Here is a 14,899-nt window from a genome sequence, read left to right as displayed (position 1 = left end):
TTCTATGTTTTATAAATGCAGATAATGGGCATTATTTTATTATTAGTTTTGTAACCAGTTTTGCCTGTTTGCCACCGGCAGAACTTACTTTTAATATATATGTACCGCTTGCACGATCAATAACGATCTTATTGTTATTAAAGATACCGTTTTGAACAAGTCTACCTGATAAATCAAATAGCTCGAAGTTCCCCTCATTGATATTTGACACAAATACATTTCCGGTCGTTGGGTTAGGATAAACTAGTGTTTTTGCATTCGATTCAGAGACACTTAAGGTCCCTGTTGGCAAATTAACCTGATAGAGCTCTACTCCAATGGTATCCGTACTTCCGATTCTTCCGGAAAAATATAATTTATCGTTGTAAGTAATAAAACTTGTTACCGAGGCTACTGATGCCAGTGCTTTGGTTCCATCTTCCGTACCATCGGTTTCCCAGAGTTGCTTTACGTTGGAAGCATTAGTAGCAAAGAAATACAATTTATCTTTATAGACAACCATTTTCTCAGGAAATGATCCAGCAGTTCCCGGTGCTATATCTTTTAGCATTTTAGTACCTTGTTCTGTACCGTCTGTCACCCAAAGCTCCGAACCGCTTGTAATACCATCAGATGCTGAAAAATAGACCTTACCGTTATACTCTGTAAAGTTGATAGGACCAGAACCTGAAGTACCGCTAGAAACATTGATATCTTTAACAATAGTCGTTCCCGCTTCTGTCCCATCCGTCATCCAAGGTTCTGCCCCGTTGCCTCCGTTGGCATTAAAAAATGTTTTACCCAGCGCCGCACTGTACGTAAAATACTGCGGATAGGACGATGTGGAAGGATTTATTGTCTTAATAAGATTGGATGTTGAACCATCAAAGCCAAAGAGTTGTGTTAAAAATGGGCTGGAAGCATTGGCGAATTGTGCATTTGCAATGACCTTGTTCCCTACGAAACCTATTGTATTAACATTAAGGTTATCATCAGCGATGACCGGTTCGGCACCATTTTCAATAAAGTACAATCTTTGGGTATTCGGTGTTACCGATGTGTTGGTCGACTTAAAATAAAGTCTGTCTCCAACTTTGGTAAAGCTCGTACTATACCTTGGTACAGTCGATACGGTCTGTACACCATTGGTCTCATCGTAAGAGAGCAAAAGCCCTGAAACATTAGAACCGTTAACAACGTTTACACCGCTGAAGTAAATCTTGTTATTGAAAACAAATAATGATGCAGGCGAAGATGAAGAGCTTCCCGGAATAATATCTGCTACCAGTTTGGTTCCGGCTTCCGTTCCGTCACTTTCCCATAATTCATTACCAATTGAACTTCCATCAACTAATGAACTGGCCGAAAAATAAAACTTGCCATTGTAAACAGTTAGATTGGACGGCGTTGATCCCACTGCACCGGGATAAATATCTTTTACTAATGTAAATGTTGTTTGCGCAGTTACCAAGCCGCTTAATAAAATAATAAAATAGTTAATTTTTCTCATGCTGTTAATTTATTTTTATGATAATTCTAATGAATGTGCAAAGACAGATACGTCTTGCTGGCATCTAAATTATAAAGTCCAATAGCATTTCTAAACAACATCACTAACAGAATCAAGAAAGATTCTGTGATTTTGACAACCATAAAAGCAACCACAACAATCTGTTATACAATCAATTACATATTATCAACTTAAACAATCATATCTTTATATAGAAACCTGTCCTAACAGTTGTTTGAATGAATATTTTCAATAAAAAATTGCGGTTTCAAAAGAAAAACATAATTTTATCATTCAATTAATAAACCAGTGAAAAAACTGATCGTTTTTCTTTTCAACTTTTGTATTCTTTTTGTTTTTGGAAAACCCATTGACCAGGAAAAAAAGCAGCTTTTTCAAAAGGCTGGATTTGAAATGACGCTTGCGCCCGAAAAGGCTTCAGAAGTTTTGGATTATCTTGAAAAAAACTTCACGCTAAACTCTGAAGAACAACAGAAATTGGATTATCTCAGGATCAGATCATCCTTTTTTCAAAATAATCTAACAGATGCGCTCAAGAAGATCTCATCATCTGATGAAAATCTATCTCCGGATATTATTGTACTCAAGCAAAGCATTCTATATTATCTTCGAATTTACTACGATTCCGAAGTTATAAATGCTTCGCATGATAAGGATATACTCTTTTCTAAGGAAGTAATGGCTTTTCTCAATAAGTTGAACCAAAGTAGGCCAGTAGACAAAAAACAAGAACTTTCCGATATTTTGGCAAAGGCACAATCCTGCAACCTTATGATAGCAAGAGAAAGCCTGCTTTATCTGATGGGGTTTCTTGCAGATCATGACAAAGATCTTACTGACAGTTTTTTTCTTACAAATATTTATAATCTGTATAAAAATGACCTTCAATTCAAAATTGTATATGCTAATTATTTAATCAATAATAATAAACTGGAGACAGCAGAACAGATGATCTCTGAACTTCCTAAGGAATCCCTTGAACAAACGACCAATCTTAACCTGAAATATAGCTATTATAATATAATGGCAAAATTATATGCCAAAACGCAGGCCCACGATAATTACAGGGAAACTGTTGAAAAGAAAGATGTATTGCTAAAAGCACTTAATCAAACCCGATTTTCAGCAAAAAACAAATGGTTTAATATTTTAGAAGATAATTTTAAGACCGAACAGGAATCTCTGCTGAAAAACCGAAGAAAAATATTATTCTCTATCGTTGGCATTTCAACGCTGATCATAATATTAATTGTGATAAGATTCCTTCAGATCAATTCCCAGGTTAATGAATATCAAAACTTTATACTCAAAATCAATTTGCTGAAGGAAAAAAAAGCACCTCAGCAACAGGCGATCTCTGAAAAGACAGAGAATATACTGCTGAAAAAACTGGATGATTTTGAGAATACCGAAGATTACATAAAAACGGACATATCCCTCCAAAGCCTTGCTAAAAAACTGGAAACCAATACAAAATATTTATCCGAAACTATCAATACACACAAACACAAGAACTTCAATGCCTACATAAATGAGTTAAGGATCAATTACATTATCAACAAGCTTAAAGACAAGCCCATCTACAGAAGTTATAAAATCAGATACCTGGCTGAAGAAAGCGGCTTCTCTACCCACAGCGCTTTTACGGCAGTTTTTAAAACGGTTACAGGAATGTCGCCTGCCAACTATATTCAATTATTAAAACAGAAAGAAGAATGAGGAATTGGATTTTAATAATATTACTTTTTTTAGGAACTCTTGCCGGAGCAAACGGGCGGAAGAATGAGGACATTTTGAAGAAGGCCGAGAAGTTGATGCTTGTTGACCCGAAAGAATCATTTGAACTTGCCAAAAAGGCCTTTAACAGTAATATATTGAATCACCAGGACAAACTGCAAGCGCTCTTTATACTGACCAATACGTCAAATCTTTTACAAAATCCCCTTGATGTTGTAAGATATGGAAATGAGGCTCTGAAGATTGCTGACAATAAGAATGATATTGTAACCAAGATAAAAATTTTAGGGATCCTTGGGAATACTTATCAATTTTTGCAGCTCAACGAGAAGACAAGGATCTATCTGGACCAGGCAGAACTGTTATTGTCTTCACCGAAAATTTCCGACTCACTGAATCTGGTTAAAGGAAATATTTTTTATCTGAAAGGGATGAATTACTTCTACAGCTTGGATAGTGACATTGCATTTTCTTACTTCAACAAGGCAATCAATCAATATATCAACTCGAAAAATCCTTTGGCCGAGATCAATATCAAGTTAGCTTATCTCAATAGGGCTTATGCACTGATGCAACAAAAAAAACTTAATGAGGCCTCAGAAAGTTTAAAACTCGCCAGTATTAATCCCAATGAGTCCTCACGTCCGTATCCGCCACAATTTGTAGAATTACAAGAATCGTTCATTGCACTGGGGCAGGCTAAGATCCTTTCTCTTGAAGGGAAACCGGGTCCTTCAAATGAAATACTTTTTGATATATTGGAAAAAAGAAAGAACGCTCCCGCAAGAGACGATATAGAAAATGAGGTTTTTAAGTTACTTTCAGAAAATTTCTTACAGCTGAACGATATAAAGAAACATGATCATTATGAGCAAATTTTTCTAATGAATGTAGAACAAAGTAATCGTGATGCTGCAAAATGGGTCAATAAGTTAATACTTCAGGAAAATGCCCAGAATGAAAAAGAAAAGAAATATACCGATCAAAAATATATCACAATAATATCATTGACTTCAGTTCTTTTTGGTGTTATAATTATCTTTTTGCTAATAAAACTGAGGAAGATCAATAAAAAAAGGAGTTTATTAAAAAACGAGGTCTCAGAAAATATATAATACTGAAAATCAAACAAATAAATCTAAAAATAAACTATCAAAATCATAAATCTTCTATAATACAGTTACCCTTTTTCTTGTTTCTTGTTCAATGGAAGGGTATTTTCGTCCCCATTAAATTTGAAATGAAAATGAAGAAATTCTATTATTTGATTATCGCATTCTTTGCTATTGCAAATGCAGATCTCAATGCTCAGACTTGCAATACTGTTAGTAGTTTTCCTTTTAAGGAAACTTTTGAAGCCGACAGCCCGAGCCGTTCTTGCTGGACACAACAGGTCATCGGCGGACATTATCCCAGTTATGATGGCTGGGTTTATAAAAAAGGTTCGGCAGGCGGTATAGATTATAACATTGTGAATGCACACTCTGGACTATTGAACGCAACCGCTCAGATTGCAGCCAATTCACCAGATGCCAAAGTAAGACTGATCAGTCCTGTAATGGATGTAACGGGATTACAAACACCAACGGTTTCATTTTTTATGGGACAAGAGGCTTGGGGAATATATCAGAATATCCTCAATGTTTATTACCGTGTCTCTCCTACTTCTGAGTGGAAGGTACTTAAAAATTTCATGTTCAATGTTCCTGAATGGAAACAAGCGGTTTTGAGCTTACCGGAGAAATCATCTACGCTACAAATCTGTTTTGAAGCGGTGATGAAAACAGGAAGATCTAATGTTCTGGATGACATTGTTGTTGGAAATAGCGACAGTGTGGAAAATTACCCTTCTGCCTGTGCACCATCTACACCAAGCAACAATTTTGAAACAGGGGCTGGCGATTTGAAACTTCTTTATTTTGCCAATGATTTCAATGTTGGGGCACATACCAACCTCACTGTTACAGATATTATTCTTAACACCATTGACAAAGGCGGAATCCAGTCTTTTGCTATTTACATTATGGATAAAGATGATTATGGTTTGCCAAGCGGAATAATCCAATCTTATGAAGGAGTAACTCCGAATTCTGTCGTTGATCTGAATGTAAAAGATGGATTCACCTTCAGAAAAAATACCTTCAACCTTCCTGAACCTTTTGTGCTTGCAGGTGGTGCTACAGGTTCCAGATATTGGATTGTTGTAAAAGTAATCAATAATGATGAGACCAATGCATCATTCTGGGAATCAACCAGCATAAAAAACAGTGGAAAAGAAATGTATTACAGTGGAGATGGACAAACCAACTGGAAAGCTGTGACCAATAACGCAGACGGTGTATTTACATTAATAGGAAGTTGTGTGGAGACCAATCCTACCGATAGTTATTGTACTCCTAAATTCAATTTTTTGATGCCGATAGATAATGTAAAAATCGGCACAATCAACAATGCATCGACCAATAATATTGGTTTCGAAGATTTCTCAGGAATCAAAACAGATCTTGAAAGAGGAAAGACATATCCGATTCAGATCAATGCGCAAACTTATGACAGTTCATCAACTCAAGCCATAACAGCTTTTATTGACTGGAATCAAAATGGATTCTTGGGCGATGAAGGAGAAATTTATGATCTTGGGAAAGTGAATGCATCAAATGGCAATACAATCACATACCAATTGCAGGTTCCATTAACTGCCAGTTTAGGAAACACGAAGGTAAGAATTATCTCAGAAGCATTTAACTATCCGACTTATTCTTGTGGTGTTTTTGACCAAGGACAAGCTGAAGATTACACGTTAAATGTTCTAAAAGAAAATCTTGCAGTGTCTGATGTCGACAAACAAAATAAAACAACTGTTATCTACCCTAATCCGGCCAGACATACGATAACACTTAAAAACTCACTAGTGATGACCAAAGCAGAGATCTTTGATGCAAATGGTCGCCTGCTATTAGAATCAGCAGCTACTCAAATTGATGTGTCAGAACTTGCATCAGGTGTTTATTTTATTAAGATGACTTATCAGAATGGAAATACTGAAACACAGAAATTGATCAAACAATAAACTTCATAAATTATTTTTTATTAATTGGTGTCCTGGCTGAAAAGCCAGGTCATCGATTTAAATAACTACTACAATGAAAAAACTTTACTTTCTATCATTAATGATGTACGCTTCATCATTATTCTCCCAAACTACGATACCACCCTATTCGCAAGATTTCACTACTTTTCCTTTAACTAATTGGTATATTGGCTATGCCTTTAACGCCAATGTTGGGAATGGACCGACCAATACCTCTTCTAGTTATTGGCAACAGAAAGCTTTTTTGAATAATACTTCTGTAAACGACCAATCATTACGAGTTAATATGTATACCTCTAACATCTCTTATTGGGCGGTCACCAACGCTTTTGATCTTTCTGGTGATGATTACCAGATCACATTTGACTGTGGTACAACCGACGGACCTTTCACAACCAATCCTTCCGGTCCGGCACCTCAGATCGAAGCTGGTGACAAATTCAAAGTACTGATAACGACTGATAACGGAAGCAGCTGGCAAGAACTTAGAAACTGGGATAATCCGAACATTACAATTTCTAATTCAAGGAATACCTTTACAATCGATGTCTCAGCTTATAAAGGAAATAATGTAAAGTTTGCTTTTTATGCCTCTGATGGAACTGTTTTTAATGCACTGGCCAGCTACTGTATTTTTGTAGATAATTTTAAAGTTCAATCCAAGACTGTTATGTCTGTTGATGAATCAAAAGGTTATAAATTGAATATTTATCCTAATCCTACTACTGATAAAATTGTCGTTACTACGGATAAAGCTATTAAATCAATGGAACTGTTTGATCTTACAGGAAAAAAAATCAAAGTATCATCAAGCAATGAAATGGACCTAACAAAATCGTCTGCCGGAAGTTATCTTTTAAAAATGACATTTAGCGACGAAACATCTGTGACCAAGAAGGTTATCAAAAAATAATTTTATAAAGTAAGAAGGTTAGTCTATAAGAAAGTGAACTGCTAAAGAAGAATTTTGCAATTCTTTTTAATTTGGCAAACTCAAATCTCAAAAGATTTGCAGGTTCGATCGTGGCAATGACCACAAAACCAAATGGCGTCAACTAAACACTGTTGGCGCCATTTTATATTATTTTCACTAATATAGATCTGCGATTATTCTTCCCTTTTAAGATGGAATTTCAGCTTTATTATAAATTAAACCTTCATTTTTAAGTTCGTACCAAAAATCTTTAGGTATATTAGTATTCAAAGATTCCACATTTCTAATAACCTGTTCGGAACGGCTTGCCCCTGGGACAATAGATACAAATTGTTTTGCTGAGAGTACAAAATGAAGTGCCGCATCTATTATAGAGATCCCATAATCTCGAGCAATCTTTGTGATCCTGTCTCTTTTTTCTGTCATCCCTTTTGGAATGATATCTTTATAATTATAACGGTCCCTCCCTGTTATAAACCCTGAATTATAGCCGGCTCCAGATACCAGTTTCACGCCGGCCCTACTAACAGCAGGGAGCAATCTGTCCACAGCATCTTCATGTTCGAGAATCGAATACTGTGTTGCCGAAAGACATATATCGGGATCGGCAGAATCGAGACAATCTAGAATAGGCTCAATTTTATTGACTCCCATGCCCCAAGCTTTGATAACGCCTTGATCCCTTAATTCGGACAAGACCTTAAAAGCACCTTCTCTGGCTTGTTTGAGAAAATATGGATAACGGTCTCCTACCTGATCTTCCGATAGATCATGGACATAAATGATATCAATAGATTCTAGTCCTGTTCTTCTCAGGCTTTCTTCGATGGATCTTTTCACACTATCTCCAGTATAGTCATGCTTAAAATCAAAATTCAATGGTTTTTTCCACATTGTTGGAGGTACATCCGCCGGTAATACTTCTTTGAACAGGCGTCCAACTTTGGTTGAAAAAACAAATTCCGATCTCTTCTTATCAGCAAGGAAATTTCCAAACCTTCGTTCACTTTTCGTCAATCCATACCAAGGAGAAGTGTCAAAATACCGAATCCCAGCGTCCCAGGCCGTTTTCAGAATTTCATAAGATTGTTCATCGGATATATCATTAAACGCCGTCCCGATAGCCACACCTCCTATTCCTAATTGATGTTGTTTTTGTAAAATATTCTGACCCATTGTTGTAATTCATTTTTAAGTGTTTGATTTAACTGCTCTTTTGATTTCTCATATTTGCCTTCAGAATAAAGAAGAGAAAGGAAATTCCCAAGCCTGCCAAGAAAGCCTTTTTTGTTTTTTGAGATGGGACAGGCAAAATGGTATCCCCATAAATACGGTGAGGATGACCGGAAGGTTTTAAAACATTTCCTTCATCCCCGGAAGCATCATTTGATTTCATCATCAACCGCATTCCTGCTGAAGCCGTATTGATAATTAACTTAGGAAAGGTTTTATAAATAGCCACCAAAGCTTTGGATCTTAAATCCGGAAATAGATCCTTCTGAGGATATTTTGCAAGTTGTAATATCTTAGCAGCAGTATCTCGCGGATCTGAAGCAAATGGCGGGATCTTGAAATCCAGACCAGAATATTTCGCTGAATGCATATTACCGGTCGAACGTTGTATCTGAGGATATAGATTGGCAATATGTATATTAGGGAAATCCGAGATCTCACCATGCAGGCACTCCATCATACCACGGATACCAAATTTTGTCGAAGAATAAACCGCACTATATGGTGCAGGCATAAATCCACCTATGGATACATTGTTGATCAATATGCCTTCTTCCTGCTTTTTAAATATCGGCAAAACACTATAAGCGCTATGCATATAGCCGAAGAGGTTTGTCTTTATAACCTGCTCATGAACATCGATTGGTATTTCTTCAAACCGACCGCTTGCCATAACGCCTGCATTATTGACCCAAAAATCAATTCTTCCAAAGGCATCTAAAGCTTCTCGCGTCAGATGTTGGACATCTTCATATTTGGAAACATCTGTAGGAATTGCTATGGCCTTAGCTTCGAGATCTTCACACAAGCGAAGTGTTTCATCAAGCGCTTCTTTACCACGCGCCGCTAATACTAACTGACATCCTTCTAATGCAAAAGCTTCTGTGATAGCTCGTCCTACCCCGCTGCTTGCTCCTGTGATAACTACTGTTTTTCCTTTGAGACTTTTGTCTTGTACTATTTGTTTCATATTGTGGTATTTGTAATTAGAGATCATCTAACAGTAAACCACTATCGCACCAAATTATTATCAAAACAAAATTTAACATAAAAACAATGATAATTCTTTGTATTTTGAAAAAGCAAAATGGAATTGAATAATCGAGATAGAACATCTTCAGCATATAAGTACTCATTTTTGATCAAATAATTCATTAATAATATCTCTCCTATAATCAAATATGTAATCAAGGGTTCGTCTAATAAGAATGAAATTAATAAAATCACCAAAAATCCCAAATGGCACTTCATACCGAAGAATATCCCGCATCAATACGCCATTATTATAAGGTATAAACTCATGGTAGTGGCTCCAAAATTTATAAGGTCCCTTTAATTGATAATCTATAAAGCTATGATGAGATCTGCATCCTCTAATCTCGCTTTTCCATTTGAGTTTTATATGAAATAATGGCCTTACCGTGTAATCTATTTTCAAACCTTCATATATTTTGTCATTTTGAAGGTTTGAAACGATTCGAAAATCCATCTCAGGAGGTGAAATGCGGGGAAGATTATAAGGCGAGGAGAAAAATTGCCACGCTTCATCCAAACTACATTCTAAAAATTGTTCCCGCAAAAGTTGATAAACCATTAAACATTTTTTGATAGTAGCCTTTTCAACAAACATACCACTTGTATTTTTTGGAAATTGAAATTTCGGTATTTTTCATTCTTATTTCAATTCTGCTATAAAATACTGCTCTATGATTTCATTATATAAAAAAACAGAGAGCAATTGATTGCTCTCTGTTTGAAGTTCTTTTCCTATCAGCATAAAATGAAAATCTTGACACTTAATTTAATTTTCACTCTGAGTTTTGGAAAATTTGATATTATTTTGCTTTAGAATTCAAATTAGTATCAGCAAGCTTAGTCAAAGACTCATCACATTGTTTTTCTTCTTTCAATGTTGCCAGGAGATTTTTTAGAGATGCTTTTTCATTCAGAACTTTTGCGAAAGCTGCCAATGTTCCATATGTTGCTATTTCATAATGTTCAACCTTTTGAGCTGCTGCAATGATCCCGGCATCTCTTACATTTCCCGGTTCTGTTTCTTGTATTATACTATTAGCTTCATCTAATAATCCCTGCATTGCATCGCATTTTTTGGCTTGCGCTTTTTTGCCCATAGATTCAAAACACTCTTCCAATCGGCTTACATGTTCTTCCGTTTCGACCAAATGCTGAGCGATGGCATTTTTCAATTTCTCATCTGTTGCATTTTTCTGCATCTTTGGTAAAGCTTTTACAAGTGCTTTTTCAGCCCAATAGATATCTTTAAGACCATCCTCAAAAAGATCTTTCAATTCCTTTGCAGCATCCTTTTTCGCCGGAGTTTTTCTGACTGCACTTTTTTTTGCTGTGGTTTGTGTTGTAGTTGCCATAATTTTACTTTTTTAAATATTAATATTTTGAATTTGATTTTTTTAGCCATTTATAATTAATCCGCCATTAGGATGGATCACTTGTCCGGTGATTTGTGCAGCAGCCTCTGTTGCGAGAAATAAAAAACTGCCGGCAATTTCTTCTTCTGTTGCATTTCTTTCTAAAGGAGGTTTGTTAGGATCTTCTTCTTTTTCATCAAAAGTTTCTTTGGTCAATGGTGTTGCAACAGGGCCAGGTGCAACTGCATTCACACGGATACCTTTGGGTTTTGCCTGTAAAGCGAGAGATCTGGTGAATGAAACAATTGCTCCCTTGGTTGCACTGTAATCCAAAAGTTGATCATGCCCCTGATAAGCAGTTGCAGAAGTTGTATTGATAATACAATCACCGATTTTCAGATAGGGAAATGCAGCCTTGGTCAGCAAGATCATTCCAATGATATTGGCATTAAATGTTTCGCGGATATGCTCCTCCTGTAGATATGCAATGTCATCACATGGAAACTGAACTCCCGCATTGTTGATCAAAATATCCAATTTCCCAAATTCTGATACAACTTTATTTACCGTAACCTTACAGAATTGAAAATTGTTGACATCTCCAGAAAATATAATAGCTTTTCTGCCTAGATTTTCAATTTCGTCTTTGGTATCCTGAGCATCCTTATCATTGCTGTGGTAAATAATCGCAACATCTGCACCGTGCCTGGCAAATAAGATCGCGACAGCCCTTCCAATACCACTATCAGCCCCAGAGATCAGAACTGACCTATCTTGTAATTGTAAATTTGTATGAGCCATTCTCTAAACCGTTATTTGTAAATAATCTCTTTTCACTTCACATCTAAGGCAGCCAACAACATATTCCATAAAATAGTTTTGGGCATCTATAGCTTTTGTCATCGGATGCAATTCTATTTTATCACTTCTTACAATGGTTCCCTTATAAGAAATACAGTAGTAAGCATAGATCTCCCCGTTGGACTCTTCTACAGGAGTTGCATATCCTGTTGTGGCAATTCCCCATTCTGTATTAAAAAGCTGTGCGACATTTACAGCCATCTGTTCACTGATATTTCTTGATACGCAGTTGACAGACTTGGCCTCCGAGTGGTCGATATTCAATAGATTTACTTTTTCCTCTAAGGTATATGCTGTTAAACCACCTTTGAAAAATTTTTCCGCTTGGGGAATTTGAGAAAAAGCCATCTGCAGCGAACCTGATGTCACGCTTTCGGCGATGGAGACAGTTTCCCCTCTTCTGAGAAGATGCTGCCCAATCTTATTTAATGTCAAGTTAGAAGATTCCATAATATTGTAATTTGAAGTAGCTGAAAAAGAATTATTTATATGAGTCTTATCAAACAATTCTTTTGCCAAAATCAATTCATCTTCAAACCACATAATCAAATATTAACTTAGTATTTTATGATTACAATCACAATATAAAACTTAATGGAGAATCAAAAAAACTCGACTTATCATAATTGAATCAGCTGATTTAATAGAACATCATAATCGTCAATGGATTCTAATCTGACTCCTGTATCCAGATGAACCGTGCATCCTCTATTTGAAGAACCAGGACTGATATAGACAATATGATCAATGTTGACCATTAAAAAATTTTGCTTAGAAGTATATACTTTGATGAACATATGAAATTTTATTTTTTTGAATCCGTATGAGAGTCGATTATCATTCGCAGAGGCTGATCTTTTGTGATGTAGGCATTCATCCAATTGAAAAATGTTGTCAGTTTGTTTCTAAAATTAATTAATGACATCAGATGCACCAATACCCAGATCACCCAGGCTGGAAAACCATTGAGATGTTTGAGAGTTCCATTCAAATCAGCCACAGCTTTATTTCTCCTGATAATTGCCATAGAGCCTTTATCATTATATTCAAATTTTCTACCAGGCTTACCATTCATTTTAGCAGTCATATTTTTCGCAAGGAGTTTTGCCTGCTGTATGGCCACTTGTGCCAGTTGGGGATGTCCCTCGGGGAATTTGGGGTCGCTTGTCATTAATGCCGTATCACCTATCGCGTAAACATTCTCTGTTCCTAATACTTGATTGTAAGCATTGACCAATATTCGATTTCCTTTTCCATAAGACTCTGACTTGAGACCATTAAATCTTTGTGCTGTAACCCCTGCAGTCCAAAGCAGATTAGAACTGGATATTTTTGAGCCATCCGCAAGATAGACCGTATTATCTTTAAAGTCCTCCACATTATGCCCTAATCTGATTATTACACCGCTATGCTGCAATGATCTCAAAGCGTAGTCTTGCGAATTCTTACTCATGGGAGCCAGAAGCTTCGGAAGACCATCAACAAGGTAGATTTCAAAAGCAAGTCCTTTAAGTTCTGGATAATCTTTAAAAAGAATATCTTTTTTCAACTCACTAAGCATACCAGCTATTTCAACACCGGTAGGTCCTCCGCCTGCAACGACAAAAGTCGTCAACTGATCTCTCAGATCTTTGTCAGTGGTTCTGGAGGCCTCTTCTATTCTTTTAAGCCATGTATTCTTCAAATATATAGCGTCCGCAATGGTTTTCATAGGAAGTGCATGGCGACGTACACTATCAATACCAAAGTAATTGGTTACCGTTCCTGTTGCAATGACTATTTTATCATAACTGATATTTCCTGTACTTAATATTGCCGTATTATTTTCTGTATCGATACCAATAAGTTCACCCATGATAAATGAAAAATCAGAATAGCCACGAAAATGTTTTCGGAAAGGATAGGTGATATTGGAAACGTCCAAATAACCTGTTGCAACCTGATATAACAAAGGAGGGAAAAAATTGTAATTATTTTTATCTACTAGCGTGATATGAAATCCAAGATCTGCCTTCAGTAATCGTTCTGCAAGCTCTACACCGGCAAAACCGCCACCAACAATTATAATATTCTGATTTTTCATAAGTTATATTTTAATTTACCCATAAAAAGCATAACCACAATCAAGCCACAAATTCATCTTATTTACCTTTATCTATGGTATAAATTTTGAAAACTATCAAATACATTCATAATACATCACAAAGCAAAATAATGAAGAACGAGTTGATCGATTTAATTTCTGAAAAAGGGGGTAAGGCCCAAGATAATGCGAGTCTCTCCGGGACACTCCATCGCACATGGATTGATATCAAAAATGGTTTTATCGTAGATAATTTACAAACATCAACACTGAACGATGTTTTGTTTGGAGAAAAAGCAGCTATCCAAATTTATCAGGAAGCCTTAGATAGTGGGACACTAGATCAGGACACCCGAAGCATAGTCTCTGAGCAGCTAAAGAAAATTAAAGATTCAGCTCACTATTTCCAGGGTGTTTTGGATAATTACAAGTCTAATTAAGAAATAAACAGCTATTTTGAATATTCTATAATTCGCATAGCGATTTTATAAAGCTTATTGTATGTTAAAAATAGGAGACCATGTCAAATGGAAGTTTCAAAACGGTGAAACCCATGGCATCATCATAAAAATACACACCTCAGACTTCACCTTCATGAATCGCCAGAGACGAGCCTCGGAAACAGAACCTCAATATGAAGTAATGAGTGAAAAGACTGGTAAGACAGCAGCCCATAAAGCTTCTGCTTTGAAGAAGATCTAAACATGAAAAAAAGCAACTCTAAGAGTAGTCATGGTCGGAAGAAATTCCGACCATTTTTTATGTTTTAAAAACTTTACCTGGGTCGCCTCCTGCAAATATGATTAGAATAGCAGTTATCATATCCCGGAGCTCCATGGCTATTCGTCTTTTAGCGGTTTTGTAGCCCAGATTATTGGCTTTTTTGTAGATCAACAAAAGCATCGCTGCAATCATTGTCATATAGACCATCACTTCAATCCCGTTCTTGTTCATTGAAACCAGGTGACTTAGGTTGAGTTCCTGTTTCAGGAACCTGAAAAACACTTCAATGTCCCACCGCTTTCTGTAATAATCAGAAATTTCCTTGGCAGAGAGTTTAAAT

16 protein-coding genes are annotated in these 14,899 nt (G+C 36.3%); 6 read left to right on the top strand and 10 right to left on the bottom strand.

Annotation, left to right across the window (positions count from 1 at the left end):
• Nucleotides 1-31: 31 nt before the first annotated feature.
• Nucleotides 32-1,489 carry an ELWxxDGT repeat protein gene (locus K319_RS0101290; protein ID WP_027381967.1) on the bottom strand — a complete coding sequence of 486 codons (1,458 nt, stop codon included), beginning with the start codon at nucleotides 1,487-1,489 and terminating at the stop codon, nucleotides 32-34.
• Between the two features lie 309 nt (nucleotides 1,490-1,798).
• Here K319_RS0101290 and K319_RS20850 point away from each other — a divergent pair, with 309 nt between their 5' ends.
• The 4 genes from K319_RS20850 (at nucleotide 1,799) to K319_RS0101270 (ending at nucleotide 7,251) form a co-directional block, all read left to right on the top strand.
• A complete protein-coding gene (locus tag K319_RS20850) occupies nucleotides 1,799-3,229 on the top strand; it encodes a helix-turn-helix domain-containing protein (protein ID WP_027381966.1) in 1,431 nt (476 codons plus the stop codon).
• Complete coding sequence (locus tag K319_RS0101280; protein WP_027381965.1) at nucleotides 3,226-4,362, top strand: hypothetical protein; 1,137 nt, start codon at nucleotides 3,226-3,228, stop codon at nucleotides 4,360-4,362. Before K319_RS20850 ends, K319_RS0101280 begins: the two co-directional genes overlap by 4 nt.
• A 131-nt stretch (nucleotides 4,363-4,493) precedes the next feature.
• Nucleotides 4,494-6,317 (top strand): T9SS type A sorting domain-containing protein, encoded by a 1,824-nt coding sequence (locus K319_RS0101275; RefSeq protein WP_169712641.1) that lies wholly within the window; start codon nucleotides 4,494-4,496, stop codon nucleotides 6,315-6,317.
• 73 nt (nucleotides 6,318-6,390) lie between these two features.
• Nucleotides 6,391-7,251: a T9SS type A sorting domain-containing protein gene (locus K319_RS0101270; protein ID WP_084403371.1), complete on the top strand. Its 861-nt coding sequence runs from the start codon at nucleotides 6,391-6,393 to the stop codon at nucleotides 7,249-7,251.
• Between the two features lie 207 nt (nucleotides 7,252-7,458).
• On the opposite strand, the gene K319_RS0101265 is transcribed toward K319_RS0101270, so the two are convergent.
• The 8 genes from K319_RS0101265 to K319_RS0101225 form a co-directional block, all read right to left on the bottom strand.
• On the bottom strand, nucleotides 7,459-8,448 hold the full coding sequence (locus K319_RS0101265; protein ID WP_027381962.1) for an aldo/keto reductase: 990 nt from the start codon (nucleotides 8,446-8,448) through the stop codon (nucleotides 7,459-7,461).
• Between the two features lie 28 nt (nucleotides 8,449-8,476).
• Complete coding sequence (locus tag K319_RS0101260) at nucleotides 8,477-9,475, bottom strand: SDR family NAD(P)-dependent oxidoreductase (RefSeq protein WP_027381961.1); 999 nt, start codon at nucleotides 9,473-9,475, stop codon at nucleotides 8,477-8,479.
• Between the two features lie 162 nt (nucleotides 9,476-9,637).
• Nucleotides 9,638-10,135 carry an SRPBCC family protein gene (locus K319_RS0101255; RefSeq protein WP_156907027.1) on the bottom strand — a complete coding sequence of 166 codons (498 nt, stop codon included), beginning with the start codon at nucleotides 10,133-10,135 and terminating at the stop codon, nucleotides 9,638-9,640.
• Nucleotides 10,136-10,340: 205 nt separating this feature from the next.
• Entirely contained in the window at nucleotides 10,341-10,892 is a 552-nt protein-coding gene (locus tag K319_RS0101245) for a YciE/YciF ferroxidase family protein (protein WP_027381959.1), read from the bottom strand.
• A gap of 42 nt (nucleotides 10,893-10,934) precedes the next feature.
• Nucleotides 10,935-11,693: an SDR family oxidoreductase gene (locus K319_RS0101240; RefSeq protein WP_027381958.1), complete on the bottom strand. Its 759-nt coding sequence runs from the start codon at nucleotides 11,691-11,693 to the stop codon at nucleotides 10,935-10,937.
• Nucleotides 11,694-11,696: 3 nt separating this feature from the next.
• Entirely contained in the window at nucleotides 11,697-12,203 is a 507-nt protein-coding gene (locus K319_RS0101235; protein WP_027381957.1) for a CinA family protein, read from the bottom strand.
• Between the two features lie 170 nt (nucleotides 12,204-12,373).
• The gene (locus tag K319_RS21445; protein WP_156907026.1) at nucleotides 12,374-12,550 is read right to left on the bottom strand and encodes a hypothetical protein; all 177 of its coding nucleotides are present in this window, start codon (nucleotides 12,548-12,550) and stop codon (nucleotides 12,374-12,376) included.
• Between the two features lie 8 nt (nucleotides 12,551-12,558).
• Entirely contained in the window at nucleotides 12,559-13,836 is a 1,278-nt protein-coding gene (locus K319_RS0101225) for an NAD(P)/FAD-dependent oxidoreductase (protein WP_027381956.1), read from the bottom strand.
• A 131-nt stretch (nucleotides 13,837-13,967) separates the two neighbouring features.
• Between K319_RS0101225 and K319_RS19590 the strand changes: the two genes are divergently transcribed.
• Nucleotides 13,968-14,276 carry a DUF2383 domain-containing protein gene (locus K319_RS19590; RefSeq protein WP_156907025.1) on the top strand — a complete coding sequence of 103 codons (309 nt, stop codon included), beginning with the start codon at nucleotides 13,968-13,970 and terminating at the stop codon, nucleotides 14,274-14,276.
• A 61-nt stretch (nucleotides 14,277-14,337) separates the two neighbouring features.
• Nucleotides 14,338-14,538, top strand: a complete 201-nt coding sequence (locus tag K319_RS0101215) for a hypervirulence associated TUDOR domain-containing protein (protein WP_027381955.1) — start codon at nucleotides 14,338-14,340, stop codon at nucleotides 14,536-14,538.
• Nucleotides 14,539-14,595: 57 nt separating this feature from the next.
• Here the strand turns inward: K319_RS0101215 and K319_RS19585 are convergent.
• A partial coding sequence (locus tag K319_RS19585) for an IS4 family transposase (protein WP_034671224.1) occupies nucleotides 14,596-14,899 on the bottom strand: 304 nt, incomplete at its 5' end.

Origin of the sequence: Epilithonimonas caeni DSM 17710, assembly GCF_000426465.1 — a bacterium.
Classification (GTDB): domain Bacteria; phylum Bacteroidota; class Bacteroidia; order Flavobacteriales; family Weeksellaceae; genus Epilithonimonas; species Epilithonimonas caeni.
The sequence above is the reverse complement of the archived record's forward strand: the minus strand, read 5'-3'. Positions and strand labels throughout refer to the sequence as shown.

What these genes read in the sequence shown, in the direction of transcription:
- K319_RS0101290 (WP_027381967.1), bottom strand. Translation starts at nt 1,489, where the DNA reads ATGAGAAAAATTAACTATTTTATTATTTTATTAAGCGGCTTGGTAACT.
- K319_RS0101280 (WP_027381965.1), top strand. Translation starts at nt 3,226, where the DNA reads ATGAGGAATTGGATTTTAATAATATTACTTTTTTTAGGAACTCTTGCC.
- K319_RS0101275 (WP_169712641.1), top strand. Translation starts at nt 4,494, where the DNA reads ATGAAGAAATTCTATTATTTGATTATCGCATTCTTTGCTATTGCAAAT.
- K319_RS0101270 (WP_084403371.1), top strand. Translation starts at nt 6,391, where the DNA reads ATGAAAAAACTTTACTTTCTATCATTAATGATGTACGCTTCATCATTA.
- K319_RS0101265 (WP_027381962.1), bottom strand. Translation starts at nt 8,448, where the DNA reads ATGGGTCAGAATATTTTACAAAAACAACATCAATTAGGAATAGGAGGT.
- K319_RS0101260 (WP_027381961.1), bottom strand. Translation starts at nt 9,475, where the DNA reads ATGAAACAAATAGTACAAGACAAAAGTCTCAAAGGAAAAACAGTAGTT.
- K319_RS0101255 (WP_156907027.1), bottom strand. Translation starts at nt 10,135, where the DNA reads ATGTTTGTTGAAAAGGCTACTATCAAAAAATGTTTAATGGTTTATCAA.
- K319_RS0101245 (WP_027381959.1), bottom strand. Translation starts at nt 10,892, where the DNA reads ATGGCAACTACAACACAAACCACAGCAAAAAAAAGTGCAGTCAGAAAA.
- K319_RS0101240 (WP_027381958.1), bottom strand. Translation starts at nt 11,693, where the DNA reads ATGGCTCATACAAATTTACAATTACAAGATAGGTCAGTTCTGATCTCT.
- K319_RS0101235 (WP_027381957.1), bottom strand. Translation starts at nt 12,203, where the DNA reads ATGGAATCTTCTAACTTGACATTAAATAAGATTGGGCAGCATCTTCTC.
- K319_RS21445 (WP_156907026.1), bottom strand. Translation starts at nt 12,550, where the DNA reads ATGTTCATCAAAGTATATACTTCTAAGCAAAATTTTTTAATGGTCAAC.
- K319_RS0101225 (WP_027381956.1), bottom strand. Translation starts at nt 13,836, where the DNA reads ATGAAAAATCAGAATATTATAATTGTTGGTGGCGGTTTTGCCGGTGTA.
- K319_RS19590 (WP_156907025.1), top strand. Translation starts at nt 13,968, where the DNA reads ATGAAGAACGAGTTGATCGATTTAATTTCTGAAAAAGGGGGTAAGGCC.
- K319_RS0101215 (WP_027381955.1), top strand. Translation starts at nt 14,338, where the DNA reads ATGTTAAAAATAGGAGACCATGTCAAATGGAAGTTTCAAAACGGTGAA.